Raw genomic sequence first — 25,836 nt, 5'->3', positions numbered from 1 at the left:
CTACGCTTTTTCTTCGTCCCATTTGTTCACCATATGATAAGCAGTCAAACGCAGCCGTTCAAAAATCTGTTCACGAAGTTCGCCTTCCAGCCCGATTTTGTCCATGGCCGTTCTCATACAAGCCAGCCAGGCTTCCGCTTGGACAGGACCGATCGGGAAGCGCATATGGCGTGCACGCAGCATCGGATGTCCATGGCGCTCTGTGTAGAGGGCCGGGCCGCCGAGAAATTGGGTAAGAAACTGGTATTGGCGTTCTTTTACTTCCGTGAAGTCTTCAGGAAAAAGGGGAGCAAGATCAGGGTGCCGAGCAACCAGATCATAAAAGGCATCTACCAGACGAGCCAGTGTATCTGCCCCGCCGATCATTTCATATGGAGTGCGAATGGCTTCAGACATACGGACAGCCTCCTTTGCTTAGACAGCTCACTCATAAGTATAACGTCTTCCTTCTATTATAGACAGGACGGGAGAAAGTTGGCAGGTAATCCCGCTTGCCTTTCTGCCGGGAAATCAGTAATATGGACAAGGTGAGCTTTTCAGTAGGCTTGCGTGTACAAAAAATGCGTGGGAGGCCAAGAATTAACTTGCGCTGCCCAGATTTTTTTAGTACAATATTGAATGTTGGTCATGGACTTGCGATGATGTGGGAGGTTGCTGACACACCCGGCCCCTTTGCCATGACCGGGGTGCAGGATATTTCCACGGAGAAATGTCCGTTTAATAAATGGGCGAAAAAGGAGGGACTAAAATGGCAAAGCAAAAGATTCGTATTCGTTTGAAGGCGTATGATCACAAAATCCTCGATCAATCCGCAGAAAAAATCGTGGACACAGCGAAGCGTTCCGGAGCAAACGTATCCGGTCCAATCCCGCTTCCTACTGAGAAAGCAGTTTATACGATCCTGCGTGCGGTGCACAAGTACAAAGATTCTCGTGAGCAATTCGAGATGCGTACTCACAAACGTCTGATCGACATCTTGAACCCTACACCACAAACAGTAGATGCTCTGATGCGTCTGGATCTGCCATCTGGTGTAGACATCGAGATTAAACTGTAAGGTCCCAAAAAGCGATACACGCGCAGACGTTGTCTTGATAAGCGTGTTATACCAAGCAACAAACCCTTAAAATGGCACCCCTGCGCATCGGTGGGGACTTGATACAACATATAAAACGTTTTACTGAAATAAGCACAGGAGGTGGCACAAATGACCAAAGGAATCTTAGGAAAAAAACTTGGCATGACTCAAGTTTTTGGTCCGAACGGAACAGCAATCGCTGTAACAGTTATCGAAGCAGGTTCTAACGTGGTTCTTCAAAAGAAAGACGTGGAGAACGATGGCTACGAAGCGATCCAAATCGGCTTCGAAGACAAAAAAGAACAGCGCGCTAACAAACCGGAAAAAGGACATGCAGCAAAAGCTAACACTGCTCCTAAGCGCTTCATTCGTGAAATTCGCGGAGTAAACCTCGCTGATTACGAGGTTGGTCAAGAGTTGAAAGTAGACATTTTTGCCGAGGGAGACATCGTTGACGTGTCTGGCGTAACCAAGGGTAAAGGTTTCCAAGGTGCGATCAAACGTCACAACCAAGCCCGCGGTCCTATGGCTCACGGTTCGCGTTACCATCGCGGTCCTGGTTCCCTGGGTGCTATCGCTCCAAACCGCGTTTTCAAAGGTCAAACATTGCCAGGTCAAATGGGTGGCGACAACGTAACCATTCAAAACCTGGAAGTAGTTAAAGTAGATGCAGCTCGCAACCTGATTCTCGTGAAAGGCTCCGTGCCTGGTCCGAAAAACAGCTGCGTGCTGATCTCGACGGCAGTCAAGAAACACTAAGGAAAGGAGGAACTGACATGCCGAAAGTAGCTCTTTATAACCAAGCTGGTTCTCAAGTTGGCGAAATCGAGTTGGCAGATAGCGTATTCGGGATTGAGCCTAACAACGCTGTTCTGTACGATGCGATCGTGATGCAACAAGCATCCCAACGTCAAGGAACACACGATGTAAAGAACCGTTCTGAAGTACGTGGTGGTGGCCGCAAGCCATGGCGTCAAAAAGGTACTGGTCGCGCTCGCCAAGGTTCCATTCGCGCTCCGCAATGGAAAGGTGGCGGTGTTGTATTCGGTCCAACTCCGCGCAAATACGGTTACAAACTGAACCGTAAAGTTCGCCGTCTGGCTCTGAAATCCGCGCTGTCCGCGAAAGTACAAAACAACGAACTTCTGGTTCTGGATGCTCTGAACTTTGCAGCTCCTAAAACAAAGGAAATGGCAGCGGTTCTGAACAACTTGAAAGTAGATCGCAAAGTTCTGATCGTAACTTCCGAGTTCGATCAAAACGTAGCGCTCTCTTCCCGTAACATTCCAGGCGCCAAGTTCGTAGATGCTGCAGGCATTAACGTTCTGGATCTGGTAGCGCATGACAAAGTAATCGTGACAAAAGACGCGGTTGCGAAAGTAGAGGAGGTGCTCGCATAATGAAGAGCCTTCACGATATCCTTAAGCGCCCTGTCATTACCGAGCGCACCACTGACATGATGGCTGAGAAAAAGTACGTTTTCGAAGTACCGCTCAAAGCCAACAAAACCGAAATCAAGCAAGCTGTTGAAAAAGTGTTCGGCGTGAAAGTAGCAGCAGTTAACACAATCCGTGTCCCTGCTAAACCAAAACGCTACGGAAAATATTCCGGTTACACATCCGAGTGGAAGAAAGCAATCGTCAAGCTGACTGATGACAGCAAAGAACTGGCCTTCTACGAGGGCGTATAACCTCGACGACTACCGAAAAGGAGGGTATTAACATGGGTATCAAAAAGTTTAAACCGACTTCTCCTGGTCGTCGCCAAATGACGGTTTCTACTTTCGAGGAGATCACTACGTCGACTCCCGAAAAATCCTTGCTGGCGCCTCTTAACAAAAAAGCTGGTCGCAACAACCAAGGTAGAATTACCGTACGTCATCAAGGTGGCGGTCACAAACGTAAATACCGTATTATCGACTTCAAGCGTAACAAAGACGGCATCGTAGGTCGCGTAGCTACTATCGAGTACGATCCAAACCGTTCCGCTAACATCGCACTCATCAACTATGTTGATGGTGAAAAACGCTACATCCTCGCTCCTCACAACCTGAAAGTAGGAGACGAGATTATTTCCGGAGCAGATGCCGACATCAAAATCGGTAACGCACTGCCACTGGAAAAAATCCCTGTAGGTACTACCATCCACAACATTGAGCTGAAACCTGGAAAAGGCGGCCAACTGGTTCGCGCAGCAGGTGCTTCCGCTCAACTGCTCGGTCGTGATGGTGAATTCGTAATCGTGCGCCTGTCCTCCGGTGAAACTCGCCGCATTCACAACGTATGCCGCGCTACCATCGGTCAAGTAGGTAACCTCGATCACGAACTGCTGAACATCGGTAAAGCAGGACGTTCCCGCTGGCTGGGTATTCGTCCAACTGTTCGCGGTAGCGTAATGAACCCGAACGATCACCCACACGGTGGTGGTGAAGGTCGCGCTCCAATCGGTCGTAAAGCACCTGTTACTCCTTGGGGTAAACCAGCCCTGGGTCTCAAGACTCGCAAGAAGAAGAACAAGTCCGACCAATACATCATCCGCCGCCGCAAGAAGTAAGGTAGGCTGATACTATAACCGAACGCCTTTGGCGAAGGGAGGTTCACTAATGGGACGTAGCTTGAAAAAGGGTCCTTTCGTGGATGACCACTTGATGAAAAAAGTTGACGAGCAAAATCAAAAGAATGAGAAACGCGTGATCAAAACTTGGTCTCGTCGTTCCACCATCTTCCCTGAGTTCGTAGGACACACGTTTGCTGTATACGATGGTCGCAAACATGTTCCAGTATACGTAACTGAAGACATGGTTGGTCACAAACTGGGTGAGTTCGCACCAACTCGTACCTTCAAGGGTCACGTCGACAACGACAAGAAGTCCAAGAAGCGCTAATTTTCTCTTGACAGAGAGGAGGTACAAAGATGGAAGCAAGAGCAGTTGCTCGCAATATTCGCATTGCGTCTCGTAAAGTTCGCCTGGTGGTTGACTTGATTAGAGGCAAGCAAGTAGGTGAAGCATTGGCGATCCTGAAGCACACGCCAAAAGCAGCTTCTCCAGTTGTTGAAAAACTCCTGAAGTCGGCTATTGCAAACGCTGAGCACAACTACGAAATGGATCCTAACAACCTGGTAGTTAGCAAAATCTTCGTGGACCAAGGTCCTACGTTGAAGCGTTTCCGTCCGCGCGCTATGGGTCGCGCAAGCCGCATCCATAAACGCACTAGCCACATCACAGTGGTACTAAACGAGAAATAAGGAGGGTTACGTGTGGGTCAAAAGGTAAGCCCGGTAGGTCTTCGGATCGGTGTCATTCGTGACTGGGAGTCCAAATGGTACGCTGACAAGGACTTCGCAACACTGTTGCACGAAGACTTGAAAATCCGCAAGTTTGTAAAAGGGCGTCTGAAAGATGCTGCTGTATCCACTATCGAAATCGAACGCGCAGCTAATCGCGTGAACGTAACGATTCACACCGCTAAGCCTGGTATGGTAATTGGTAAAGGTGGGGCAGAGGTAGAAGTTCTGCGCAAATCCTTGACTGATCTGACTGGCAAACGCGTTCATATCAATATCAACGAAATTAAACGTCCGGATCTGGATGCTACTCTGGTAGCTGAAAACATCGCTCGTCAATTGGAAAACCGCATTTCTTTCCGTCGTGCGCAAAAGCAATCGATCACTCGTACGCTGCGTGCTGGCGCCAAAGGTATCAAAACCTTGGTAAGCGGTCGTCTTGGCGGCGCGGACATCGCACGTTCTGAAGGTTACAGCGAAGGTACTGTTCCGCTTCACACTCTGCGTGCCGACATCGACTACGGTACTGCTGAAGCTCATACCACTTATGGTCGCATCGGTGTAAAAGTGTGGATCTACCGTGGAGAAGTCCTTCCAGCGAGAAAGAACGTCGCTACTGAGGAAGGAGGCAAGTAATCATGTTGACGCCAAAACGCGTGAAACACCGTAAACAACACCGCGGGAAAATGACTGGTAACGCAAAAGGCGGTACTACTGTTGCGTTCGGTGAATACGGATTGCAAGCATTGGAGCCATCTTGGGTAACGAACCGTCAAATCGAGGCTGCTCGTATTGCGATGACTCGTTACATCAAACGTGGCGGTAAAGTATGGATTAAAATCTTCCCTGACAAGCCAATTACACAAAAACCGCTCGAAGTACGGATGGGTTCCGGTAAAGGTTCTCCAGAGAAATGGGTAGCGGTTGTAAAGCCAGGCAAGATCATGTTTGAACTTGCTGGCGTACCTGAAGAAGTCGCTCGCGAAGCTATGCGTCTTGCTATGCACAAGCTGCCTATCAAGTGCAAATTCGTGAAGCGTGAAGAAGTGGGTGGTGACGCACATGAAGGCTAATGAGTTCCGCAATTTGACCACTGCCGAGATCGAACAAAACGTTGCTTCTTTGAAAGAAGAGCTGTTCAACCTTCGTTTCCAGTTGGCAACAGGTCAACTCGAAACCACATCTCGCATCAAACAAGTGCGTAAGGATATTGCTCGTGCGAAAACCATCCTGCGCCAGAGAGAATTGGGAATCGGCTAATTAAAGGAAGGAGGTTTGAACGATGACCGCAGAACGCAATATGCGTCGATCCGTTGTAGGTCGCGTTGTTTCCGACAAAATGGATAAAACCATTGTTGTACTTGTTGAAACCTACAAGAAACATCCTCTGTACGGCAAACGCGTGAAATACTCCAAAAAGTTCAAGGCTCACGACGAGAACAATACGGCAAAAGTGGGCGACATCGTAGAGTTGATGGAAACTCGTCCATTGTCCAAAGATAAACGTTTCCGTTTGGTACGTATCGTCGAAGAGGCAGTAATCGTATAAGTCAGATTTTCGGATATCAAATCCGAAAGGAGGAACAGTAAATGATCCAAACTCAGACGAGATTGGCTGTTGCTGACAACTCCGGTGCAAAAGAACTCATGTGCATCAAGGTTCTGGGTGGTTCCGGTCGCAAAACGGCGAACATCGGTGACGTTATCGTGTGCTCCGTAAAATCCGCTACACCCGGCGGCGTTGTCAAGAAAGGTCAAGTAGTTAAAGCAGTTGTAGTTCGCTCTGTTAGCGGCGTTCGTCGTCAAGATGGTTCCTACATCCGTTTTGATGAAAATGCAGCTGTAGTCATCAAGGAAGACAAGTCCCCTCGTGGTACTCGTATCTTTGGACCAGTAGCTCGTGAGCTCCGCGACAAAGATTTCATGAAGATCATCTCTCTGGCTCCAGAGGTTATCTAATTGAACGGAAAAACTCAGGCAGTTTGTTCGATAGGAGGTGCACCAAGCGATGCACGTTAAAAAAGGCGACACTGTTATCGTAATTGCGGGCAAAGATAAAGGCAAAAAAGGTCGCGTTCTCGCTGCTTATCCAAAGAAAGAACGCGTTCTGGTTGAAGGTATCAACCTCGTGAAGAAACACAGCCGCCCGTCCCAAGCTAACCCGCAAGGTGGCATTGTGACTCAAGAAGCAGCGATTCACGTTTCCAACGTATCTTTGATCGATCCGAAGTCCGGAAAACCTACTCGCATCGGTTACAAAGTTTTGGATAACGGTAAGAAAGTTCGTTACGCGAAAAAGTCTGGCGAAGTAATCGACAAGTAGTCTGGTTGGAAAGGAGGATATCCTAGATGGCAACAAGATTGAAAGAAAAGTATACAAAAGAAATCGTGCCTAGCCTGATGAGCAAGTTCAACTACACTTCCATCATGCAAGTGCCGAAAGTTGAAAAGATCATCATCAATATGGGTGTTGGCGAAGCGGTAGGCAACGCTAAAACCTTGGATGCTGCGGTTGAAGACCTGCAAACCATCTCTGGTCAAAAACCTGTAGTAACTCGCGCAAAGAAATCCATCGCTGGTTTCAAATTGCGTGAAGGTATGCCGATCGGTGCGAAGGTTACCCTGCGCGGCGAGCGTATGTACCACTTCCTCGACAAATTGATGAACGTATCTCTTCCACGTGTCCGTGACTTCCGTGGCGTTTCTTCCAAAGCGTTTGACGGTCGCGGCAACTACACACTTGGTCTGAAGGAACAACTGATCTTCCCTGAGATCGAGTACGATAAAATTGACAAAGTTCGCGGTATGGACGTTGTAATTGTTACTTCCGCGAAAACGGATGAGGAAGCTCGTGAGTTGCTGACTCAAATGGGTATGCCATTCCGTAAATAAACCCACTCGTAAGGAGGGAAGAATGTGGCAAAGAAATCAATGATTATCAAGCAACAGCGCAAACCGAAGTTTGCAGTGCGCGCGTATACTCGCTGCGAGCGTTGCGGACGTCCGCACTCCGTATTGCGCAAATTCAAACTCTGCCGTATTTGCTTCCGTGAACTTGCTTATAAAGGTCAAATTCCAGGCGTGAAAAAAGCAAGCTGGTAATTTGAAACGGGAAGGAGGTTTTCTCTCATGGTTATGACTGATCCAATCGCAGATATGTTGACACGTATTCGTAACGCTAACATGGTTCGCCACGAGAAAGTGGAGATCCCAGCGTCCACCATCAAGAAGGAAATCGCGCGCATTCTGAAAGAAGAAGGCTTCATCCGTGATGCTGAGTTTGTTGAGGACAACAAACAAGGAATCATCCGCGTATTCCTGAAATACGGTGCGAACAACGAGCGCGTTATCACAGGTCTGAAACGTATCTCCAAACCAGGACTTCGTGTCTATGCGAAAAGCAATGAAGTACCTAAGGTTCTGGGTGGCCTCGGTTGCGCGATCATCTCCACATCCAACGGTGTGATGACTGACAAGCAAGCTCGTCAAGCTCATGTTGGCGGAGAAGTTCTTGCATACGTTTGGTAATTAACAGATTGTAAAAAAGCACAGGAGGTGCACCACATGTCTCGTGTCGGTAGAAAACCGATCGTGGTACCTGCAGGCGTTACCCTCACTCTGAACGGAACTGAGCTGACGGTAAAGGGCCCTAAGGGTCAACTCGTTCGTAACTTCCATGAAGATATTAAAATCAACATTTCTGAAAACGAAGTTGTTGTAGAGCGTCCAAGCGACAACAAACTGCATCGCTCTCTGCATGGTACAACTCGTGCGCTGATTGCCAACATGGTAAAAGGCGTATCCGAAGGCTTCACTCGTACTCTGGAGCTCGTCGGTGTAGGTTATCGTGCTACGAAAAACGGGAACGGCGTTACTCTTTCTCTCGGTTTCTCCCACCCAGTGGAAGTTACTCCAGAAGCGGGTATCGAAATCGATGTACCAAACCAAACCACTCTGGTGGTAAAAGGCATCAACAAAGAGCGCGTAGGTCAAGTTGCTGCTGAAATTCGTTCGCTGCGCAAACCTGAGCCATACAAAGGTAAAGGTATCAAGTACAGCGATGAAGTGGTTCGTCGTAAAGAAGGTAAAAAAGGTAAATAAGCTTCTAGCTTCATGAGAAAGGAGGCCGCTTAATGTTTACGAAACCTGATAAAAACAAAGCTCGGAAAAAACGTCACCTGCGTATTCGCAAACGCGTGATTGGTTCTGCGATCCGTCCGCGCCTGAACGTGTTCCGTTCTTCCAAGCACATCTACGCTCAACTGATTGATGATGCAAATGGTGTAACACTGGCATCTGCATCTTCTCTGGATAAAGAGCTGGGCCTGAAAAATGGCGCTAATGTGGAAGCTGCTGCTGCTGTAGGTACATTGATCGCTAAGCGTGCAAAAGAAAAAGGTACGACTGAAGTGGTTTTTGACCGCGGTGGTTACATCTACCATGGACGTATTAAAGCACTGGCAGAAGCAGCTCGTGAAGCTGGTCTGCAATTCTAACAACAAGGAGGGTAAGGAATGCGTATCGACCCTAGCAAATTAGAGCTCGAAGAAAAAGTAGTCGCTGTTAACCGTGTAGCGAAAACGGTTAAAGGTGGACGTCGCATGAGCTTCAGCGCCCTGGTTGTTGTGGGAGACCGTAACGGCCACGTAGGTGCTGGTATGGGTAAAGCTCAAGAAGTTCCAGACGCCATTCGCAAAGCGATTGAAGACGCTAAGAAAAAATTGATCCGTGTACCGTTGAGAGGAACAACCATTCCACACGAAGTTATGTGCCAATTCGGTGCTGGTAAAGTTCTCATCAAGCCTGCTGCCCCAGGTACAGGTGTTATCGCCGGCGGACCTGTTCGTGCCGTACTCGAACTGGCTGGTGTAGGCGATATCTTGAGTAAATCTCTTGGTTCCAACAATCCTATCAACATGGTCAACGCTACGCTGGAAGGCCTCGGCCGTCTGAAAACAGCGGAAGAAGTCGCGAAACTGCGCGGTAAGACTGTTGACGAGTTGTTGGGTTAATAAGGAGGGAATGAACATGGCAAAATTGCAAATCACCCTCAAACGTAGCCTGATCGGTCGCACTGTAGACCAAAAAGATACTGTAAAAGCTCTGGGTCTTCGCAAAATCAACTCCACTGTAGTGAAGGAAGACAACGCTGCGATTCGTGGAATGATTTTCAAAGTGAAGCACTTGGTTGAAGTGAAAGAAGTAGAAGCATAATCACACATCTCAATTAGTTAGGAGGTGCAACGTATGAAATTGCATGAACTGAAACCTGCAGAAGGATCCCGTCACACTCGTAAGCGCATTGGTCGCGGTATCGGTAGCGGTACTGGCAAAACTGCTGGTAAAGGTCACAAAGGTCAAAACGCTCGTTCCGGCGGCGGAGTTCGCCCTGGTTTTGAGGGTGGTCAAAACCCATTGTACCGTCGTCTGCCTAAACGCGGTTTCACTAACATCAACCGCAAGGAATTTGCGATTGTTAGCCTGGATGCGCTGAACCGCTTCGAAGAGGGTACTGTTGTAACACCTGAACTGTTGAAAGAAACTGGTGTTATCAGCGCACTGCGCGACGGTGTTAAGGTTCTTGCTAACGGCGAACTGACTGTGAAGCTGACTGTAAAAGCTCACAAGTTTTCCGGAGCTGCAGCTGAGAAGATCGCTCAAGTCGGTGGAACAACCGAGGTGATCTAATGTTAGCGTCCTTAACTAACATTTTTAAAATTGGCGACTTACGTCGTAAGGTCCTGTTTACCCTCATGATGTTGGTCGTCTTCCGGATCGGTAGCTTTGTACCGGTTCCGAACGTCAACGTCGAGCTGTTTCAGCAGAACACAAACCACTTGTTGGGTTTGTTGAACACCTTCTCTGGTGGAGCACTGCAAAACTTCTCGATTTTTGCCATGGGTATCATGCCATATATTACGGCATCGATTATCATGCAGCTGATGTCGATGGATGTTGTGCCTAAGCTGACGCAATGGGCACGCGAAGGGGAGGTTGGCCGTCGCAAGATCGCTACCGTTACCCGTTACGCGACAATCATCCTTGGCTTGATTCAGTCAGTTGGGATGACAATCGGCTTTAATAATATGGCACCTGGCTTGCTCAACGACACTTCGATTGGCAGCTATGCACTCATCGCGCTGACACTGACGGCTGGGACCGCATTCATGATGTGGATGGGGGAACAGATTACGGAGAAGGGAATCGGCAACGGGATTTCGATCCTGATCGTTGCCGGGATCGTCGCCAACATTCCAACTGGAGTTACGACGATTTACACCACACAGTTCGGTGATCCTTCCCAGAATGTCTTTTTCAGCATCGTCAAAGTTGCGATCATTCTGCTGGTAATCCTCGCTATTATCGTCGGGGTTATCTTTATGCAGCAAGGTATCCGCAAAATTCCGGTGCAATACGCGAAGCGAGTGGTTGGACGTAAAATGTACGGTGGTCAATCCACCCACATTCCGTTGAAAATCAACTCTGCCGGTGTTATTCCCGTAATTTTTGCTGTCTCGCTGGTACTGTTCCCGTCGACAATCGCACAGTTCTGGGTGGATTCATCCGGAACAGGGTTTGCCAACTGGATTTATCAAAACTTCCAAGTGACTGAACCGTTGGGAATGACGTTGTACGCTATCCTGATTCTCGGTTTCACCTATTTCTACACATTTGTTCAGATTAACCCTGTACAAATGGCAGAAAACATGAGAAAAAATGGCGGTTACATTCCTGGTATCCGACCCGGTAAAAACACTGAGGTATACATTACTCGTACACTAAACCGTCTAACTTTGGCTGGCGCATTGTTCCTGATGGCAATTGCCATTTTGCCATTCTTCTTCAGCAAGCTGGCTAACCTGCCGCAGCAGATTTACATCGGCGGCACTTCGCTCTTGATTGTGATCGGGGTAGCTCTTGACACAATGAAGCAGATCGAAAGCCAGATGATTAAACGCCATTACCAAGGGTTTATCAAGTAATGACTTAGATGTTTAGAGAAAAGCTTCTGCAGCTTTTCTTTATGGGACGGAGGGAATGGACGTGAACATAATCCTGATGGGGCTGCCTGGTGCCGGTAAAGGAACACAGGCAGAACGTATCGTAAAAGAGTTTGACATCCCGCACATTTCGACTGGCGACATGTTCCGAGCAGCGGTTAAAAACGAAACGCCGCTCGGACTGCAAGCCAAATCCTTTATGGATAAAGGTTTGCTTGTTCCCGATGAAGTAGTCATCGGAATTGTGCGGGAGCGCCTCTCGATGGACGACTGCGCGAAAGGATTCCTGTTGGATGGTTTTCCGCGCACAGTCCCGCAGGCGGAAGCGTTGACAGCTACTGTGAAAGAGCTGGGACGCGAAATCGATCATGTGATTAACATCAACGTTCGTCGCGAGCAATTGATTGAACGTCTGACCGGTCGCTGGATCTGCCCTGTATGTGGAGCTAGCTATCACACGATGTTCAATCCTCCAAAAGAGGCTGGCGTGTGTGACAAAGATGGTGGTAAGCTGTATCAGCGTGATGACGACAAGATCGAAGTGGTAACACAGCGTCTTGATGTCAACATCGCCCAGACTCAACCACTCATCGACTACTACTCCGCACAGGGGCTCCTGCGAGATATCGATGGGGAACAAGATATCCAGGTAGTGTTTGCGGAAATTAAGTCGTTGCTAAGAGGGTAATTGCCGAATGATTATCCTGAAGTCGAAAGCAGAACTTGAGGTTATGCGCGAAGCTGGTCGTATCGTCGCACTCACCCATCAAGAGCTGGCCAAGGCGATCAAGCCTGGTGTCACGACAAAGCAGCTTGACGAAATTGCCGAGACATTTATTCGCAGCATGGGAGCAGTTCCATCATTTAAAGGCTACGGTGGCTTTCCAGGTAGTATCTGTGCTTCAGTCAATGAAGAACTCGTACACGGGATCCCAGGAAAACGGACGTTGCAAGAAGGAGACATCATCAGCATCGACATCGGTGCCCAGTTTCAGGGGTACCATGGAGACTCCGCTTGGACGTATCCGGTCGGCAAAATTTCCGCGGAAAATGAAAAGCTGTTGCGGGTAACGGAAGAGGCGTTGTTCAAGGGGCTTGAAAAAGCTGTTCCTGGGGGACGATTGTCCGATATCTCTCATGCCATTCAGGTTCACGCAGAAGCTGCCGGCTTCACACTCGTCCGCGAGTATGTGGGGCATGGGATTGGGCAAAACTTGCACGAAGATCCGCAGGTTCCTAACTACGGCCCGCCTGATCGGGGTCCACGGTTAAAACCAGGCATGGTGTTGGCAATTGAGCCAATGGTAAATGCCGGCGAACGTTATGTCCGCACATTGGAGGACAATTGGACGGTAGTAACATTGGATCGGAAAACATGTGCTCATTTTGAACACACCATCGCGATTACGGAAGATGGCTATGAGATTTTAACACGAACATAATGCGAGAGTACCGAGTGTTTCGGGATTGTCGTCCAACGTGTCGACGATAAGTTCGTTGTGTGATCATTTCGCAAAACTCATGGTCCGACTGAAGAGCAGAAGAAAGGAGAGTTTACCATGGCAAAAGATGATGTCATTGAGGTAGAAGGTACAGTAATTGAGCCTTTGCCGAACGCTATGTTTCGAGTAGAATTGGAGAATGGACACAAAGTCCTCGCTCACGTCTCCGGAAAAATCCGCATGCACTTTATCCGCATCCTGCCGGGGGATAAAGTAACTGTTGAACTGTCACCGTACGACTTGACCCGCGGACGTATTACGTATCGCTACAAATAGCAAGCAAAACCCCTAGAAAAGGGAGGCAAGAACCATGAAAGTGAGACCTTCGGTTAAACCGATCTGCGAAAAGTGCAAGGTTATCCGTCGTAGAGGTAACGTAATGGTTATTTGTGAAAATCCTAAGCATAAGCAAAAACAAGGGTAAACAAGGAGGTGCTTTTGACACATGGCACGTATTGCAGGCGTAGACTTGCCGCGCGAAAAACGCGTTGAAGTTGCTCTTACCTACATTTTTGGTATTGGCCGCCCCACGTCTCAAAAAATTCTGGCCGCTACTGGCGTAGATGTGAACACTCGTGTTCGCGATCTGACAGAAGACGAAGTAAGCAAACTGCGTGATTACATCGACAAGAACGTGAAGGTGGAAGGCGATCTCCGTCGTGAGATTTCCTTGAACATCAAACGTCTGATGGAAATCGGATGCTTCCGTGGAATCCGTCACCGTCGTGGACTGCCAGTTCGCGGTCAACGTACTAAAACAAATGCTCGTACACGTAAAGGCCCACGTCGTACAGTAGCTAACAAGAAGAAGTAAAGGAGGGTAAACTGACATGGCGAAAAGAAAACAGGCTACAACAACTCGTACCCGTCGTCGTGATCGCAAGAATGTTGAAGTCGGCGTAGCGCATATCCGCTCCACTTTCAACAACACGATTGTAACCATCACAGATCCACACGGTAACGCGATCTCTTGGTCCAGCGCTGGTTCCCTCGGCTTCAAAGGCTCCCGTAAAAGCACTCCATTTGCTGCGCAAATGGCTGCTGAAGCGGCTGCACGTGTCGCTATGGAACATGGCATGCGTTCCCTCGAAGTATCGGTAAAAGGTCCAGGTGCTGGTCGTGAAGCAGCGATCCGTTCCCTGCAAGCAGCTGGTCTCGAAGTGAACATGATTAAAGACGTGACGCCAATTCCGCACAACGGTTGCCGTCCACCAAAACGTCGCCGCGTGTAACTGGTTTATATTGTTCAGAACATGTCCATACTAGAATGGTAAATTCTGATTTATAGCTTGTCATGCACGCAAACGGTAAACCGCCGGGGAAATTCCTGAGTGGGCACGTATGCGGCCCACCCAAGGATTTCGACGTTTTGAAGGAGGGTTTGTTTAATGATAGAAATAGAAAAACCAAAAATCGAGGTTGTGGAAGTTAGCGACGACAACTCGTATGGAAAATTTGTTGTAGAACCTCTGGAACGCGGATACGGGACTACCCTTGGCAACTCGCTGAGAAGGATTCTTCTTTCGTCCTTGCCAGGTTCGGCAGTTCGTACTGTTCAAATCGACGGGGTTCTTCACGAGTTCTCTACGGTTGAAGGCGTCGTTGAAGATGTAACCGAGATCATCCTGAACATCAAAGGCTTGGCGCTGAAGATCCATTCCGATGAAGAAAAAGTAATCGAGATCGATGCAGAAGGCGAAGGCGTTGTCAAAGCGGGAGATATCCGTGCTGACAGTGATGTGGAGGTCTTAAACCCTGATCTTCATATTGCAACGTTGGCCAATGGCGGTCGTCTGCATATCCGCATGACAGCTGGACGTGGTCGTGGTTATGTTCAATCAGATGGAAACAAGTCTGAGGATCTGCCAATTGGCGTGATTCCGATTGATTCGATCTATACGCCGATCAAGCGCGTTAACTATCAGGTGGAAAATACCCGTGTAGGGCAAATGACCAACTACGATAAGTTGACACTTGAGGTTTGGACAAACGGCAGCATCAGTCCGGAAGAAGCCGTTAGTCTCGGCGCAAAAATCATGACGGAGCACTTGAACCTGTTTGTCGGTCTGACCGATGAGGCCAAAGATGCTGAGATCATGGTTGAAAAAGAGGAAGACAAGAAAGAAAAAGTGTTGGAGATGACAATCGAAGAGCTGGATCTTTCTGTTCGTTCCTACAACTGCTTGAAGCGTGCCGGTATCAACACCGTGCAAGAGCTGACGCAGAAGACCGAAGAGGACATGATGAAAGTCCGCAACCTGGGTCGCAAATCTCTGGAAGAAGTGCAGGAAAAGCTGGCTGAACTCGGCCTGTCCCTGCGCAGCGACGACTAGAGAAGCAAACCCTGACAGCAGACTTTTGTTCTCTCAAGTCAGCCCCCATTTTGGGGGAATACAGATCTGGCTTCCCGACAGTAGAAGTTTCTACGTAGTGTTGCCAGCTTGAAAAGGGAGGTAAAGACATGGCATACCGTAAATTGGGTCGTCGTAGTGCAGCTCGTAAAGCGTTGTTCCGCGACTTGGTAACTGACCTCATCATCAACGAGCGCATCGAAACTACAGAGATGAAGGCGAAAGAACTGCGCCCAATCGCTGAGAAAATGGTTACGCTCGCGAAACGTGGCGATCTGCATGCTCGTCGTCAAGTTGCTGCTTTTGTTCGCAAAGAAGTTGCGAATGCAGAAGGTCGCGATGCTGTACAAAAACTGTTCGATGAAATCGCGCCTCGCTTCAAAGAGCGCAACGGTGGATACACTCGTATCCTGAAAGCCGGCCCTCGCCGCGGCGACGCTGCTCCGATGGCGTACATCGAATTCGTTTAATAATGGATAGAAACTGGTCATTTTACATGGGAAACGAGACACAACCTCGATACCGGTAATCGACCGTGAAAAGGGTGGGGGCAGATCTGGTCATAGGCTGGACTCTGATTCAACCCTTTTTTTCTTTCTCTAAGGAGAAATCCTGCTAGTCTGCAAAGGCTGGAGAGGATGTGAATGCCTCATGAATGAAGAGAACCTGCTGGCACTGCAAGAGGTATCCTATACCTATGATGATGAGCTTGGCAGTCGTGTCCCGGTATTGAAGGACGTCGATCTGACCATTCAAAAGGGTTCCTTTGTGTCTGTATTGGGTCATAACGGCTCGGGCAAGTCTACGATGGCAAAGCTGATGAATGCCTTGCTTTTGCCAGAGGGCGGCAAGGTGCTCGTCGCCGGGATGGATACGTCCCAAGGGGAACTGGTTTGGGAAATACGCCGCCATGTGGGCATGGTCTTTCAAAACCCTGACAATCAGATTGTCGGGGCGACGGTGGAAGATGATGTGGCCTTTGGGCTTGAGAACATGGGCGTCGATCCTGCACAGATGCGCCAGCGTATTGATGAGGCGCTGGCTTCGGTCGGGATGGAGCCGTACTTGCTGGCGCAGCCGCACCGGCTGTCAGGGGGACAAAAGCAACGCGTGGCAATCGCGGGCATTATGGCGATGCGGCCATCCGTCATCATCCTGGATGAAGCGACAGCGATGCTTGATCCCCAGGGCAGACAGGAAGTGCTGCAACTGGTCAGACGGCTGAATCGTGACGAAGGAATTACCATCATCAACATTACCCATTTTCCCGAAGAAGCGGTCTATTCGGACAAGGTCGTTGTGATGAATGCCGGAGAAGTTCTGATGGAGGGGCCGCCTGGTGACGTGTTCAACCAGGTAGAACGTTTGAAAGCGGTAGGGCTGGATGTTCCCTTTGCCGTCCGCCTCCGACACATGTTGGCTGCCAAAGGGATTGATCTACCGTTTGTACTGCACCAAGAGGAGCTGGTGGAGCACGTATGCAGATTACTTTTGACCAGGTAAGCCATATCTACGGAAAAGGAACCCCGTTTGAGCGGGTAGCCTTGCACGACATCTCGTTTACGATTCCGTCCGGTTCGTTTGTCGGGATTATCGGGCAGACAGGCTCTGGCAAGTCTACCTTGATCCAGCATTTGAACGGCTTGCTTTTGCCCAGCGCTGGGACCATTACTTTGGGGGACACAGTTATCACCTCGAAGCAGCGTTTGCCTCACGAGCAAAGGCGGAATATCGGGCTTGTTTTCCAGTATCCGGAGCATCAACTGTTTGAGGAAACAGTGGCAAAAGACGTTGCCTTTGGACCTTCGAACTTTGATTTGCCGGAAGCGATGGTAGAGGCCCGCGTGAAAGAGGCTCTTGAAATCGTTGGACTGGATTACGAAAAAGTCAAGGACCGTTCGCCTTTTCACCTGAGTGGCGGGCAAATGCGCCGTGTCGCGCTGGCAGGAGTTCTGGCCATGCAGCCAAAAGTGCTTGTATTGGACGAGCCGACGGCAGGGCTGGACCCGATGGGGCGTCAGTCGATTCTGGAAGCGATCTACCGCATTCACCAGGAGCAAAAGCTGACGACGCTATTGGTCACCCACAGCATGGAGGAAGCAGCGCGCTACGCCGACTATATGCTGGTACTGGCACAGGGCACGATCGCCTTGCAGGGCAAGCCGGATGAAATCTTCATGCAGGCAGAGCGTCTCCGCGAGCTTGCTTTGGATGTGCCGGAGACAGTCGCTTTTGTGTCGAGGCTGAATCAATTGCTGCCGGACAAGGAAAGTCTGCCAAACTCCGTTTATCGGGAGGAAGAGTTGATTGCCCATCTGCTGGAACGACTGTCCGTACCGAAGGAGGGCTAGGCATGCTGCAGAATATTGCCATTGGTCAGTACGTACCTGGGCATTCCTTTTTACATCGCGCAGATCCGCGAAGCAAACTGCTCTTTATCATTCTTTTTGCAACGCTAGTCTTTCTGGCCAACAATACGGTCACCTATGCCGTATTGGTAGCCTTTACCCTGTATGCCGGGCTGCTCTCCAGGCTGTCGCTTGGCTACATCCTGAAAAGCTTGAAACCGGTATGGATCTTGATCGTGTTTACGATCATCCTGCACATTTTCCTGACAAAAGGCGGCGCGGTGTACTTCCAATGGGGCTGGTTTACAGTCGAGGAACGTGGAATACAACAAGCGATCTTCATTTCCTTGCGGTTGGGACTCCTGGTGGTGATTAGCTCCTTGCTGACGTTGACCACATCGCCAATCGATTTGACGGAGGGACTGGAGCGCCTGCTCGGACCATTTGGCCGGATTGGGGTTCCTGTGCACGAAATCGCCCTGATGATGTCGATTGCGATCCGGTTCATTCCGACCTTGATGGAGGAGACGGATAAAATCATCAAGGCGCAGACGGCCAGGGGAGCCAATTTTACGAGCGGCAGTCTCGTGAAGCGAGCGCAAAGCCTGATCCCGATCGCGATTCCGTTGTTCGTCAGCGCGTTTCGCCGGGCCGAGGATCTCGCTTTGGCGATGGAAGCGCGCGGCTATCGAGGCGGTGTCGGGCGAACCCGATTGCACAAGCTGGCCTTTTCCTGGCGAGATGCCGGGATAGCAGCTGCCGGAGTGTTGCTCGCGATTACGATTGGATGGTGGCGTGCATGAAGCGGTTACGCTGTGTTTTGGGATACGATGGAACAGACTTCAGCGGTTTTCAGGTTCAGCCCGATCAGGTAACGGTGCAAGGGGAGATCGAAGCCGCTCTGAAACGAATCACGGGAGAAGAGATTCAAATCCATGGTTCGGGTCGTACCGATGCCGGGGTGCACGCGCGCGGACAGGTGATTCATTTTGATACGAACAGTCACATTCCGTTGGACAAGTGGCGGTTTGTACTCAATAATCAACTGCCTGACTCAATTGTGATCCGGTCGGTAGAAGAGGTGCCGGAGACTTTTCACGCCCGTTTTGACGTACGGGTGAAGGAGTATCGGTATTGCATTGACAACAACCCAGTGGCAGATGTATTTCGTCACCGCTATGCCGACCACATCCGCTTTCCGCTGGACGTGGAGGCGATGCAGCAGGCCGCACGTCATTTGGTGGGAGAGCATGATTTTACGTCGTTTTGCTCGGCGAAGACATTTGTCGAGGACAAGGTGCGAACGGTGTACAGCCTGACTGTGGAGCGCTTCGGCGGCGAAGTATGGGTAACGTGCCGCGGCAACGGCTTTTTGTACAACATGGTGCGCATCATAGTGGGCACCTTGGTAGAGGTCGGGCAGGGCAAACGCCATCCCGATGAGCTGAAAAAGATTCTTGCGGCACGGGATCGGGAGATGGCAGGAAAGACAGCGCCAGCCAAAGGTCTGACGATGTGGGAGGTCGTCTATTAACAGACAGATTTCCAACTATTAGACCGAGGGAAGGCCCTTGACTACGAGTCTGTGATGTAGTACGATATTCCTTGGTATTTTAACCCCGCCTAGCCCCACTCTAGCCCCGGGATTGAAAGACAAGTTCGTGATAAATGAAACACCTGGAAGAGTTGCTCACCCGTTAGCAGCAATTTTCTTCCATTGCAAGTTTCGATTGTTTTGGTTATAAGTAGATGGACATGTAAAGGTAAGATACTTAGGAGGGACAAAAATGCGTACCACATATATGGCGAAACCGCTCGAAGTTGAGCGCAAATGGTACATCGTTGACGCAGAAGGCCAAACGCTGGGCCGTCTGGCAAGCGAAGTAGCTTCTATCCTGCGTGGCAAACTGAAACCTGAATTCACTCCACACGTTGACACTGGCGATTTCGTAATCGTAATCAACGCTGACAAAGTGAAATTGTCTGGTAACAAGCTGCAAGACAAAATTTACTACTCTCACTCCCTGTATCCAGGAGGTCTGAAAAAGACTACAGCTGGCGACATGCTGAACAAAAAACCAGCTCGTATGTTCGAACTGGCTGTAAAAGGCATGCTGCCTAAAAACAGCTTGGGACGTCAAATGTTCACGAAGCTGAAAGTATACGCTGGCGCTGAGCATCCTCATGCAGCACAAAAACCAGAAGTTTGGCAAATTCGCGGTTAAGGTAAAGGGAGGAAATATACGTGGCACAAGTACAATACTACGGTACAGGTCGTCGTAAGCACTCCGTAGCACGTGTTCGCCTGGTTCCAGGTGAAGGTCGCATCGTTATCAACAAACGTGATATGGATAATTACTTTGGTTTGGAAACACTGAAATTGATCGTAAAACAACCACTCGTTCTGACTGAAACCCTCGGTCGTTACGATGTACTGGTTAACGTAAACGGTGGCGGAACCACTGGTCAAGCTGGTGCAATCCGTCACGGCGTTGCTCGCGCTCTGCTGAAAGCAGACCCAGAACTGCGCGGCGCTCTGAAACGCGCTGGCTTCCTGACTCGCGACCCTCGCATGAAAGAACGTAAAAAATACGGCTTGAAAGCAGCTCGTCGCGCGCCTCAATTCTCCAAACGCTAATTTTTCCGTTTGGCAAGGCTCTCGAACTTTTTTGGTTCGGGGGTCTTTTTTTATGCTATATATCGCTGTCAAAAGCCCCGCTCCGCTGCCTTTCCAAACCGCAAGCCCCCCTCACAGCCCATGCGTGGAATAATTGTTTCTGTTTGTCCATATGATGGAACGAGAATGGGACAAAAGGGGACGATACGCCGTGATACGAAAAGGGGTAGGCTGGATACTGGCTTTTGCTTTACTGGTGGTGCTGTTCACCTACGAATCACCGGATCGTTCGTCGTGGATGGCATGGTCGCTGCCGCTGACAGGAACCGTCATTGCCATCGACCCGGGACACGGGGGCAAAGACGGTGGTGCTATATCCAGCACAGGCGATGTGGTGGAAAAGGAGGTGACGCTGGCAATCAGTATGTACTTGCGGGATTTTCTCCAGCAGTCAGGCGCGTTTGTCATCATGACGCGGGAGGAAGACAAGGATTTGGCATCGCCGGAGGCTGACCTGGCCAAAAGAAGAAAAGCAGAAGACATTCGCAACCGGGTGAAACTGGTGAATGACAGCTCTCCCGATTTGCTGGTCAGCATTCACGTCAATTCCATCCCTTCACCCAAATGGTCGGGTGCGCAAACGTTTTACTCGCCTACGTTTAAAAAAAGCGCGGAGGTATCCTATCTCATCCAGGATGAGATCAAGCGGGTGCTGGGCAATACCGATCGTGTGCCGAGCAAGACGAACAACGTATTTTTGATACGGGAAGTCAACTGCCCGGCTGTTTTGGTCGAGGTTGGGTTTGTCAGCAACACCGAAGAAGCGAAACGGCTGCAAAGCCAGGAGTACCAAAAAGCGATGGCGAATGCGATCTACCAGGGGATTTTGCGGCAGTATTCCGGTGAAAAAGTGCCAATGACACCTTGAACGGGCGGCGGCTGTGTCCCGCCCGTCCGAATGTGCTATAATGAACGCGCAAACCATCTAGTGATAGAAGGTATGGAAAAATGATGGCCAAGACGATATAGATGAGGTGAGCAACCATGTTGACCAGAGAACAAATTCTGGAAGCGCTGCGTGATGTGAAGGATCCTGAAATCAATCGCAGTCTGGTCGAGCTGAACATGATCCGGGACATCCGTGTTGAAGGCGCTACAGTGAGCCTGACAGTCGTTTTGACGATCTCCGGCTGTCCTCTAAAGGCCAAGATCGAAGACGACGTCATAGGGGCTGTGAAAGCGCTTGGAGCGGAGGAAGTGCGCGTGCATTTCGGCTCGATGACCGATGAGGAGCGAGCAGCCCTCAGCGCTCAGCTGCGCAATACCCAGGGCGGACAAACACATAATATGACGCCGGGACAAGCTCCTTTGCTCAATCCGATTCTGGCCAAGGATTCGAAGACAACCTTTATCGCCATTACATCCGGTAAAGGCGGCGTAGGGAAGTCAACGGTCACTGTCAATCTGGCCGTAGCCATGGCTCGCCTGGGGAAAAAGGTCGGCATTATCGACGCCGACATTTATGGCTTCAGCGTGCCGGACATGATGAACATCGACCAGCGCCCGACTGTCATTGGCGAAACGATTCTCCCTGTAGAAAAGCAAAACGTAAAGGTCATGTCCATGGGCTTTTTCGTCGAGGACAACTCCCCGATTATCTGGCGCGGTCCGATGCTCGGAAAAATGCTGCGCAATTTCTTTACGGAAGTGCATTGGGGCGAAGAGCTGGACTACTTGCTGCTGGACCTGCCGCCAGGAACGGGCGACATGGCTTTGGACGTGCATACGATGATTCCGCAAAGCAAGGAGATTGTCGTGACAACGCCGCATCCTACGGCAGCTTTTGTCGCGGCACGTGCCGGGGCGATGGCAAAGCGGACGGGACACGAAATTCTCGGTGTCGTGGAAAACATGGCCTGGTACGAAGCGAAGGACGGCTCCAAAGAGTACGTCTTCGGCCGCGGAGGCGGTGGAAAACTGGCAGAGACGCTGGCTACCGAACTTTTGGCGCAAATTCCGTTGGGACAGCCGGACAACCATCCATCTGAGCCGGATTATTCTCCTTCTGTTTACCGGGAAAGCTCCGAAATCGGACAGTTGTACCGTGACATGGCGAAACGCGTCATTGAAAAATGTGAGCAGAAGTAAGCGCAAAAGATACCAAAAAGGTGGGCTCTGGATGAGAGCTCACCTTTTTTCTTACGCTAAAACGCGGTCGCTCATCCTTGAACGGCTTCGTCAGAGGCTTTCTTAGGAAGAGGAGTCGCCACCGGAGTCTTCGCCCTTGCCTTTTTTCTTCGACTTGAGTTCTTTTGGCTTTGTCAGGTCTTCGGAGACCTTTGTCATGATTTTCATCAGTTCTTCTTGGAACAAAGGGCTTTGCAAGGACTCCTTCATGATTTGCATGGTTTGCTGGCGGTAAGCAGCGCTTTTCATCAAATCCATGAGATTTTTTTCAAACTCGGGGTCCTTCATCAGGCTGATGAGCTGTTTTTGGTACTCAGGGTCTTTCATCAGATCCTTCATCAGCGTTTTTTGCTCGTTCTTCATCGATTTGGCCAATGTGCTGGCGAATTTCGGATCTTTGAAGGCCTCTTTGATGTGGGGGCTGTTCGGATTCGTCATGCTTTGTATTAAAGTGGTGCGAACAGTGGACTCGTCAATCATCAGGTTTTGCTTGAACTTTTCATCTTTCATCATTTTGCTAACGGATTGCTTCGCTTCGTCAGTCTGCAATATGTCCAGCACCATGTCTTTGACACTCTTATAATCAGGCTGAGACGAACTTTGTGCTTGCCCGCCGCTTGAGCAACTGGATAGGACCAGACAGACAATTGCGGAGAGCCAAAAAGACAATGCCTTTTTTCTCATGGGGTGGACACCTCCTTCTTTACTCTGCCTAAGAGTAACGTGCGCATTTTGTTTTGTTCTTACGCTAGTATTTTCTTGTATCCATTGGTACAATCATATTCGATGTGGAATGGAGGGAATGTTTGGTGAGCTTAAGAAAGTATGGTTGGCTTTTTGTCACCACGTTGCTCTTGGGGGGACTGGGAGGGGTTCTGGTCGCCTTTATTTTTGATTTGGACAAGCTTTCGGAAGGCAGCGCGGGCAACTTTTTTGTCGGCACACTGATGTATCTTTTGTATGGGATGACCATTAGCATTGTGGCCCAGATGGGTTTTTTTGCGTATATGACAATCAATTATTTTGCCAAAACGATTTTCAAGACGCCTTCTTTGTGGCAGAGCGTTCAAGTTTTTTTCATACTCTTTGTCTTTTTTGACATGATTTACCTCCGCTACACGTCGCTGGGCGAAGGAAAAGGAGTCGGACCATACTTTATTGAGCCGATTTTGCTTTTGATTGTCGCTCTGGTTACTGCTTACGGAAAAGTAAGGCTGACGAACAGAACGGCGTGGATTCCCACGATGTTTTTCATGTTTGTCATCACGGCTCTGGAATGGATTCCGGCCCTGAAGGAAGACAGCGTGCATGCGACATTGTCCATGCTTGTACCCTTACTGTTTTGCAACGTATGGCAAGTGATGCATTTGCATCGTCTGGTAAAAAGAGAAAGCTGACCTTTATCGCGGTCAGCTTTTTTGTGTACGTTTAATTCACTTCCTTGCTCTGGATGCTGGTGCCGGCGATCAGTTCGGATACCGTGACGAACTCGTATCCTTGCTTGCGCAGCTGATCGATAATAACGGGAAGGGCTAGATGAGTCTCCTTGGCGGAATCACTCGCATGCATCAGGATGATGTCGCCAGGATGGGCTTTGGACAGAACGTTTTGGATGATGACATCTTTTTTCGGCTCGATCCAGTCCTTGGAGTCCGTATCCCACTGGACAACCGTATACCCCATCCGGTTGGCAATTTCCAGTACGCGTTTGTCAAAATCGCCATTCGGCATGCGAATCAGGGTCGGTTTTTTTCCAGTCATCTCTGTCAGGATGGAGTCAGCCTTGGCGATCTGGCTGCGAATTTCCTCATCCGTGTATTTGCTGTAGTTGTCGTGCTTATGGCCATGCGAACCGATTTCCAGTCCGGCCTCCTTGATTCTTTTCACAATTTCCGGATGGCGCTGACTCCAGGGAGAGGACAGGAAGAAGGTTGCCTTGTTTACATTTTTTTCTTTCAATACATCGAGAATAGGGAGTGCGCGGTTTTCTCCCCAACTGATGTCAAAGGTGAGAGCAATTTTCTTCTCCTTGGTATCTACCTTGTAGATTGCCTGGGGCCCCTGCTTGTTGCCGCTGCTGGAAAAAGCCGAGATCGTATCGCGTTCCGCATAGCCAATCACTGCGGTCAACAGAATAGCTGCTGCGATAATGAGGATTTGCTTCAAACGATTGGTACTCACGACATAAATGAATCTCATGGATAAGCACCTCCTTTGTCCGATAACAGTTTATGCAGGGAAGACAAGGATATTCTTTGGCCAGTTGGCTATTGTTGAGGTACAATGCATATAGTGAATGTAAGAGGCAGTAAAGGAGCGTTGCTCATGAACAAAAGGCTGCAGCGTCTGTGGTTGGATAACAAACGGTTTTTCCTGACCGCTTGTCTCATTTTTTTCGGGAGCGGTCTAATTGGCTATTTGCAGGCCCCCGCCATGGATCCCGTGGTAAAGAGCATGATGGAGCAACTGAAAGAAGTTGCGGATCGGATCAAAGAGAGCGGGGGAGGCGTGTTCGCTACGTTTTGGGCGATTTTTTCCAACAACGTGCTCAGCGCATTGATGATGATGGCCCTTGGATTGTTTTTTGCATTCTTTCCCATAATTGGAATGCTGACAAACGGGTTGCTGCTCGGGTACATCTTCGCAAAATCCAGTGAGATTGGGATTAGTCCGTGGCTGGTTTTCAGCGCAGGCATTTTGCCACACGGGATTTTTGAATTGCCTGCGGTCCTGTTTGCCGCGGGAATTGGCATACGGCTCGGGATACTCAGCCTGCGATCAGTCGGGTTGCTGTTTGCGCCGCACAATCAGGAGCGCGTGAAAAATGACTGGTACGACACTCTCAAGCAATTTCCAACTGCGGTGATGCTCGTCATTGGATTGCTTCTGATTGCGGGGATCGTAGAAAGTTCGATTACGCCATTTATTCTCAAAGCCACGATCGGGGAACAATTACAGCAAATGAACTTGCTGAAATAATTCAGAGTTGCTAACAAATTAAAGCCTTCCTAAACGGGAGGCTTTTCAATTTGAATAGGGTTGAATTTGGATGGAAAGGATAGAGGTTAGATTCGTAAGGCGGAGGCGATATCGTTGTTAGGGTTTTTGTTTAATGCCAAAGAAGTGCAAGAACTAGAGTATTTACTGAAACGGGAACTCGAAGAAATGTTGCTCGACTTTAGCGATAAACGAATCGACTCTTTGGTGAAGCGCGCTATGGAAGAACGCTACTCCATCATGTTCCGCATGTATGCCAGAATAGCCTCTCCCAGTGAGCTTTCCAAGTACGTGAGACGCAGAAAACTGGGCGAGGAACACTTCACCTAAAACTTTTTGAAAAAAACTATTGACTCTTATGCGGGTGACATGATAGATTAGTTCTTGTCCTTGAGACGCCATCACGAAAAACGATGAATACTCAGCGGACAAGCAATCAGTAAATGCTCCTTGAAAACTGAACAGCGAAA

45 protein-coding genes are annotated in these 25,836 nt (G+C 49.4%); 41 read left to right on the top strand and 4 right to left on the bottom strand.

Annotation, left to right across the window (positions count from 1 at the left end):
* Positions 1-396, bottom strand: coding sequence for a globin domain-containing protein (locus EDM57_RS21760; RefSeq protein ID WP_122906778.1), 396 nt, complete (start codon positions 394-396; stop codon positions 1-3).
* Positions 397-518: 122 nt separating this feature from the next.
* Between EDM57_RS21760 and EDM57_RS21755 the strand changes: the two genes are divergently transcribed.
* The 39 genes from EDM57_RS21755 to EDM57_RS21565 all read left to right on the top strand — a co-directional run bounded on the left by EDM57_RS21755 (position 519) and on the right by EDM57_RS21565 (position 22,330).
* Positions 519-779, top strand: a complete 261-nt coding sequence (locus EDM57_RS21755; protein ID WP_122906777.1) for a hypothetical protein — start codon at positions 519-521, stop codon at positions 777-779.
* The gene (gene rpsJ, locus EDM57_RS21750; protein ID WP_005828858.1) at positions 749-1,057 is read left to right on the top strand and encodes a 30S ribosomal protein S10; all 309 of its coding nucleotides are present in this window, start codon (positions 749-751) and stop codon (positions 1,055-1,057) included. Before EDM57_RS21755 ends, rpsJ begins: the two co-directional genes overlap by 31 nt.
* 150 nt (positions 1,058-1,207) lie before the next feature.
* On the top strand, positions 1,208-1,837 hold the full coding sequence (gene rplC, locus EDM57_RS21745; RefSeq protein WP_122906776.1) for a 50S ribosomal protein L3: 630 nt from the start codon (positions 1,208-1,210) through the stop codon (positions 1,835-1,837).
* A gap of 17 nt (positions 1,838-1,854) precedes the next feature.
* Entirely contained in the window at positions 1,855-2,478 is a 624-nt protein-coding gene (gene rplD / locus EDM57_RS21740; RefSeq protein ID WP_122906775.1) for a 50S ribosomal protein L4, read from the top strand.
* On the top strand, positions 2,478-2,768 hold the full coding sequence (gene rplW, locus EDM57_RS21735; RefSeq protein ID WP_122906774.1) for a 50S ribosomal protein L23: 291 nt from the start codon (positions 2,478-2,480) through the stop codon (positions 2,766-2,768). The genes rplD and rplW overlap by 1 nt, the downstream gene beginning before the upstream one ends.
* A 32-nt stretch (positions 2,769-2,800) precedes the next feature.
* A complete protein-coding gene (gene rplB, locus EDM57_RS21730) occupies positions 2,801-3,631 on the top strand; it encodes a 50S ribosomal protein L2 (RefSeq protein WP_122906773.1) in 831 nt (276 codons plus the stop codon).
* Between the two features lie 49 nt (positions 3,632-3,680).
* Positions 3,681-3,962, top strand: coding sequence for a 30S ribosomal protein S19 (gene rpsS, locus EDM57_RS21725; protein ID WP_122906772.1), 282 nt, complete (start codon positions 3,681-3,683; stop codon positions 3,960-3,962).
* A 29-nt stretch (positions 3,963-3,991) separates the two neighbouring features.
* Positions 3,992-4,324 carry a 50S ribosomal protein L22 gene (gene rplV / locus EDM57_RS21720; RefSeq protein WP_122906771.1) on the top strand — a complete coding sequence of 111 codons (333 nt, stop codon included), beginning with the start codon at positions 3,992-3,994 and terminating at the stop codon, positions 4,322-4,324.
* A gap of 12 nt (positions 4,325-4,336) precedes the next feature.
* A complete protein-coding gene (gene rpsC / locus EDM57_RS21715) occupies positions 4,337-4,999 on the top strand; it encodes a 30S ribosomal protein S3 (protein ID WP_122906770.1) in 663 nt (220 codons plus the stop codon).
* Positions 5,000-5,001: 2 nt separating this feature from the next.
* On the top strand, positions 5,002-5,436 hold the full coding sequence (rplP, locus tag EDM57_RS21710; protein ID WP_122906769.1) for a 50S ribosomal protein L16: 435 nt from the start codon (positions 5,002-5,004) through the stop codon (positions 5,434-5,436).
* A complete protein-coding gene (gene rpmC, locus EDM57_RS21705) occupies positions 5,426-5,623 on the top strand; it encodes a 50S ribosomal protein L29 (protein ID WP_005828838.1) in 198 nt (65 codons plus the stop codon). The genes rplP and rpmC overlap by 11 nt, the downstream gene beginning before the upstream one ends.
* Positions 5,624-5,645: 22 nt before the next feature.
* Complete coding sequence (gene rpsQ, locus EDM57_RS21700; protein ID WP_122906768.1) at positions 5,646-5,912, top strand: 30S ribosomal protein S17; 267 nt, start codon at positions 5,646-5,648, stop codon at positions 5,910-5,912.
* Between the two features lie 41 nt (positions 5,913-5,953).
* Positions 5,954-6,322 carry a 50S ribosomal protein L14 gene (rplN, locus tag EDM57_RS21695; protein ID WP_122906767.1) on the top strand — a complete coding sequence of 123 codons (369 nt, stop codon included), beginning with the start codon at positions 5,954-5,956 and terminating at the stop codon, positions 6,320-6,322.
* Between the two features lie 49 nt (positions 6,323-6,371).
* Positions 6,372-6,686: a 50S ribosomal protein L24 gene (gene rplX, locus EDM57_RS21690; protein ID WP_122906766.1), complete on the top strand. Its 315-nt coding sequence runs from the start codon at positions 6,372-6,374 to the stop codon at positions 6,684-6,686.
* A 26-nt stretch (positions 6,687-6,712) separates the two neighbouring features.
* The gene (rplE, locus tag EDM57_RS21685; protein WP_122906765.1) at positions 6,713-7,255 is read left to right on the top strand and encodes a 50S ribosomal protein L5; all 543 of its coding nucleotides are present in this window, start codon (positions 6,713-6,715) and stop codon (positions 7,253-7,255) included.
* Between the two features lie 24 nt (positions 7,256-7,279).
* The gene (locus tag EDM57_RS21680; protein WP_122906764.1) at positions 7,280-7,465 is read left to right on the top strand and encodes a type Z 30S ribosomal protein S14; all 186 of its coding nucleotides are present in this window, start codon (positions 7,280-7,282) and stop codon (positions 7,463-7,465) included.
* A 27-nt stretch (positions 7,466-7,492) separates the two neighbouring features.
* The gene (rpsH, locus tag EDM57_RS21675; protein ID WP_122906763.1) at positions 7,493-7,891 is read left to right on the top strand and encodes a 30S ribosomal protein S8; all 399 of its coding nucleotides are present in this window, start codon (positions 7,493-7,495) and stop codon (positions 7,889-7,891) included.
* Positions 7,892-7,927: 36 nt separating this feature from the next.
* Positions 7,928-8,464, top strand: a complete 537-nt coding sequence (rplF, locus tag EDM57_RS21670; RefSeq protein ID WP_122906762.1) for a 50S ribosomal protein L6 — start codon at positions 7,928-7,930, stop codon at positions 8,462-8,464.
* 32 nt (positions 8,465-8,496) lie between these two features.
* Positions 8,497-8,859 carry a 50S ribosomal protein L18 gene (rplR, locus tag EDM57_RS21665; protein WP_122906761.1) on the top strand — a complete coding sequence of 121 codons (363 nt, stop codon included), beginning with the start codon at positions 8,497-8,499 and terminating at the stop codon, positions 8,857-8,859.
* Between the two features lie 18 nt (positions 8,860-8,877).
* On the top strand, positions 8,878-9,375 hold the full coding sequence (gene rpsE, locus EDM57_RS21660) for a 30S ribosomal protein S5 (RefSeq protein ID WP_122906760.1): 498 nt from the start codon (positions 8,878-8,880) through the stop codon (positions 9,373-9,375).
* A gap of 16 nt (positions 9,376-9,391) precedes the next feature.
* Positions 9,392-9,577: a 50S ribosomal protein L30 gene (gene rpmD / locus EDM57_RS21655; protein ID WP_122906759.1), complete on the top strand. Its 186-nt coding sequence runs from the start codon at positions 9,392-9,394 to the stop codon at positions 9,575-9,577.
* 33 nt (positions 9,578-9,610) lie between these two features.
* Positions 9,611-10,051, top strand: coding sequence for a 50S ribosomal protein L15 (gene rplO / locus EDM57_RS21650; protein ID WP_122906758.1), 441 nt, complete (start codon positions 9,611-9,613; stop codon positions 10,049-10,051).
* Positions 10,051-11,346, top strand: a complete 1,296-nt coding sequence (gene secY, locus EDM57_RS21645; RefSeq protein ID WP_122906757.1) for a preprotein translocase subunit SecY — start codon at positions 10,051-10,053, stop codon at positions 11,344-11,346. The genes rplO and secY overlap by 1 nt, the downstream gene beginning before the upstream one ends.
* A gap of 61 nt (positions 11,347-11,407) precedes the next feature.
* Positions 11,408-12,052 carry an adenylate kinase gene (locus EDM57_RS21640; RefSeq protein WP_122906756.1) on the top strand — a complete coding sequence of 215 codons (645 nt, stop codon included), beginning with the start codon at positions 11,408-11,410 and terminating at the stop codon, positions 12,050-12,052.
* 7 nt (positions 12,053-12,059) lie between these two features.
* Positions 12,060-12,806 (top strand): type I methionyl aminopeptidase, encoded by a 747-nt coding sequence (gene map, locus EDM57_RS21635; protein ID WP_122906755.1) that lies wholly within the window; start codon positions 12,060-12,062, stop codon positions 12,804-12,806.
* A gap of 117 nt (positions 12,807-12,923) precedes the next feature.
* Positions 12,924-13,142, top strand: a complete 219-nt coding sequence (gene infA, locus EDM57_RS21630; protein ID WP_003333772.1) for a translation initiation factor IF-1 — start codon at positions 12,924-12,926, stop codon at positions 13,140-13,142.
* Between the two features lie 34 nt (positions 13,143-13,176).
* Positions 13,177-13,290 carry a 50S ribosomal protein L36 gene (gene rpmJ / locus EDM57_RS21625; protein WP_122906754.1) on the top strand — a complete coding sequence of 38 codons (114 nt, stop codon included), beginning with the start codon at positions 13,177-13,179 and terminating at the stop codon, positions 13,288-13,290.
* A 21-nt stretch (positions 13,291-13,311) separates the two neighbouring features.
* Positions 13,312-13,680, top strand: a complete 369-nt coding sequence (gene rpsM / locus EDM57_RS21620) for a 30S ribosomal protein S13 (RefSeq protein WP_122906753.1) — start codon at positions 13,312-13,314, stop codon at positions 13,678-13,680.
* A 16-nt stretch (positions 13,681-13,696) separates the two neighbouring features.
* Complete coding sequence (gene rpsK / locus EDM57_RS21615) at positions 13,697-14,098, top strand: 30S ribosomal protein S11 (RefSeq protein WP_122906752.1); 402 nt, start codon at positions 13,697-13,699, stop codon at positions 14,096-14,098.
* Between the two features lie 156 nt (positions 14,099-14,254).
* Entirely contained in the window at positions 14,255-15,199 is a 945-nt protein-coding gene (locus EDM57_RS21610; RefSeq protein WP_122906751.1) for a DNA-directed RNA polymerase subunit alpha, read from the top strand.
* Positions 15,200-15,327: 128 nt separating this feature from the next.
* A complete protein-coding gene (gene rplQ, locus EDM57_RS21605; RefSeq protein ID WP_005828799.1) occupies positions 15,328-15,687 on the top strand; it encodes a 50S ribosomal protein L17 in 360 nt (119 codons plus the stop codon).
* 181 nt (positions 15,688-15,868) lie between these two features.
* A complete protein-coding gene (locus tag EDM57_RS21600; RefSeq protein WP_122906750.1) occupies positions 15,869-16,720 on the top strand; it encodes an energy-coupling factor transporter ATPase in 852 nt (283 codons plus the stop codon).
* On the top strand, positions 16,696-17,568 hold the full coding sequence (locus EDM57_RS21595; RefSeq protein ID WP_122906749.1) for an energy-coupling factor transporter ATPase: 873 nt from the start codon (positions 16,696-16,698) through the stop codon (positions 17,566-17,568). Before EDM57_RS21600 ends, EDM57_RS21595 begins: the two co-directional genes overlap by 25 nt.
* A 2-nt stretch (positions 17,569-17,570) precedes the next feature.
* On the top strand, positions 17,571-18,368 hold the full coding sequence (locus tag EDM57_RS21590) for an energy-coupling factor transporter transmembrane component T family protein (RefSeq protein ID WP_122906748.1): 798 nt from the start codon (positions 17,571-17,573) through the stop codon (positions 18,366-18,368).
* On the top strand, positions 18,365-19,099 hold the full coding sequence (truA, locus tag EDM57_RS21585; RefSeq protein ID WP_122906747.1) for a tRNA pseudouridine(38-40) synthase TruA: 735 nt from the start codon (positions 18,365-18,367) through the stop codon (positions 19,097-19,099). Before EDM57_RS21590 ends, truA begins: the two co-directional genes overlap by 4 nt.
* Positions 19,100-19,352: 253 nt before the next feature.
* Positions 19,353-19,790, top strand: coding sequence for a 50S ribosomal protein L13 (gene rplM / locus EDM57_RS21580; RefSeq protein ID WP_122906746.1), 438 nt, complete (start codon positions 19,353-19,355; stop codon positions 19,788-19,790).
* 20 nt (positions 19,791-19,810) lie between these two features.
* Complete coding sequence (gene rpsI / locus EDM57_RS21575; RefSeq protein ID WP_122906745.1) at positions 19,811-20,203, top strand: 30S ribosomal protein S9; 393 nt, start codon at positions 19,811-19,813, stop codon at positions 20,201-20,203.
* 190 nt (positions 20,204-20,393) lie between these two features.
* Positions 20,394-21,110 carry an N-acetylmuramoyl-L-alanine amidase CwlD gene (gene cwlD, locus EDM57_RS21570; protein WP_122906744.1) on the top strand — a complete coding sequence of 239 codons (717 nt, stop codon included), beginning with the start codon at positions 20,394-20,396 and terminating at the stop codon, positions 21,108-21,110.
* A 116-nt stretch (positions 21,111-21,226) separates the two neighbouring features.
* Positions 21,227-22,330: a P-loop NTPase gene (locus tag EDM57_RS21565; protein ID WP_122906743.1), complete on the top strand. Its 1,104-nt coding sequence runs from the start codon at positions 21,227-21,229 to the stop codon at positions 22,328-22,330.
* Positions 22,331-22,432: 102 nt separating this feature from the next.
* Here EDM57_RS21565 and gerD read toward each other — a convergent pair whose 3' ends face one another.
* Entirely contained in the window at positions 22,433-23,053 is a 621-nt protein-coding gene (gene gerD, locus EDM57_RS21560) for a spore germination lipoprotein GerD (protein WP_122906742.1), read from the bottom strand.
* A 125-nt stretch (positions 23,054-23,178) separates the two neighbouring features.
* On the opposite strand from gerD, the gene EDM57_RS21555 reads away from it, so the two are divergent.
* A complete protein-coding gene (locus EDM57_RS21555; RefSeq protein ID WP_122906741.1) occupies positions 23,179-23,766 on the top strand; it encodes a KinB-signaling pathway activation protein in 588 nt (195 codons plus the stop codon).
* A 31-nt stretch (positions 23,767-23,797) separates the two neighbouring features.
* Here EDM57_RS21555 and pdaB read toward each other — a convergent pair whose 3' ends face one another.
* Positions 23,798-24,568: a polysaccharide deacetylase family sporulation protein PdaB gene (pdaB, locus tag EDM57_RS21550; protein ID WP_122906740.1), complete on the bottom strand. Its 771-nt coding sequence runs from the start codon at positions 24,566-24,568 to the stop codon at positions 23,798-23,800.
* 126 nt (positions 24,569-24,694) lie between these two features.
* On the opposite strand from pdaB, the gene EDM57_RS21545 reads away from it, so the two are divergent.
* Positions 24,695-25,348 carry a stage II sporulation protein M gene (locus EDM57_RS21545; RefSeq protein WP_122906739.1) on the top strand — a complete coding sequence of 218 codons (654 nt, stop codon included), beginning with the start codon at positions 24,695-24,697 and terminating at the stop codon, positions 25,346-25,348.
* Positions 25,349-25,510: 162 nt separating this feature from the next.
* Here the strand turns inward: EDM57_RS21545 and EDM57_RS24120 are convergent.
* On the bottom strand, positions 25,511-25,836 hold a 326-nt coding region (locus EDM57_RS24120; RefSeq protein ID WP_211338294.1), incomplete at its 5' end, for a hypothetical protein.

The sequence above is a fragment of the Brevibacillus gelatini genome (genome assembly GCF_003710935.1).
Lineage (GTDB): Bacteria > Bacillota > Bacilli > Brevibacillales > Brevibacillaceae > Brevibacillus > Brevibacillus gelatini.
This window is presented reverse-complemented; position numbering and strand designations above follow the sequence as displayed.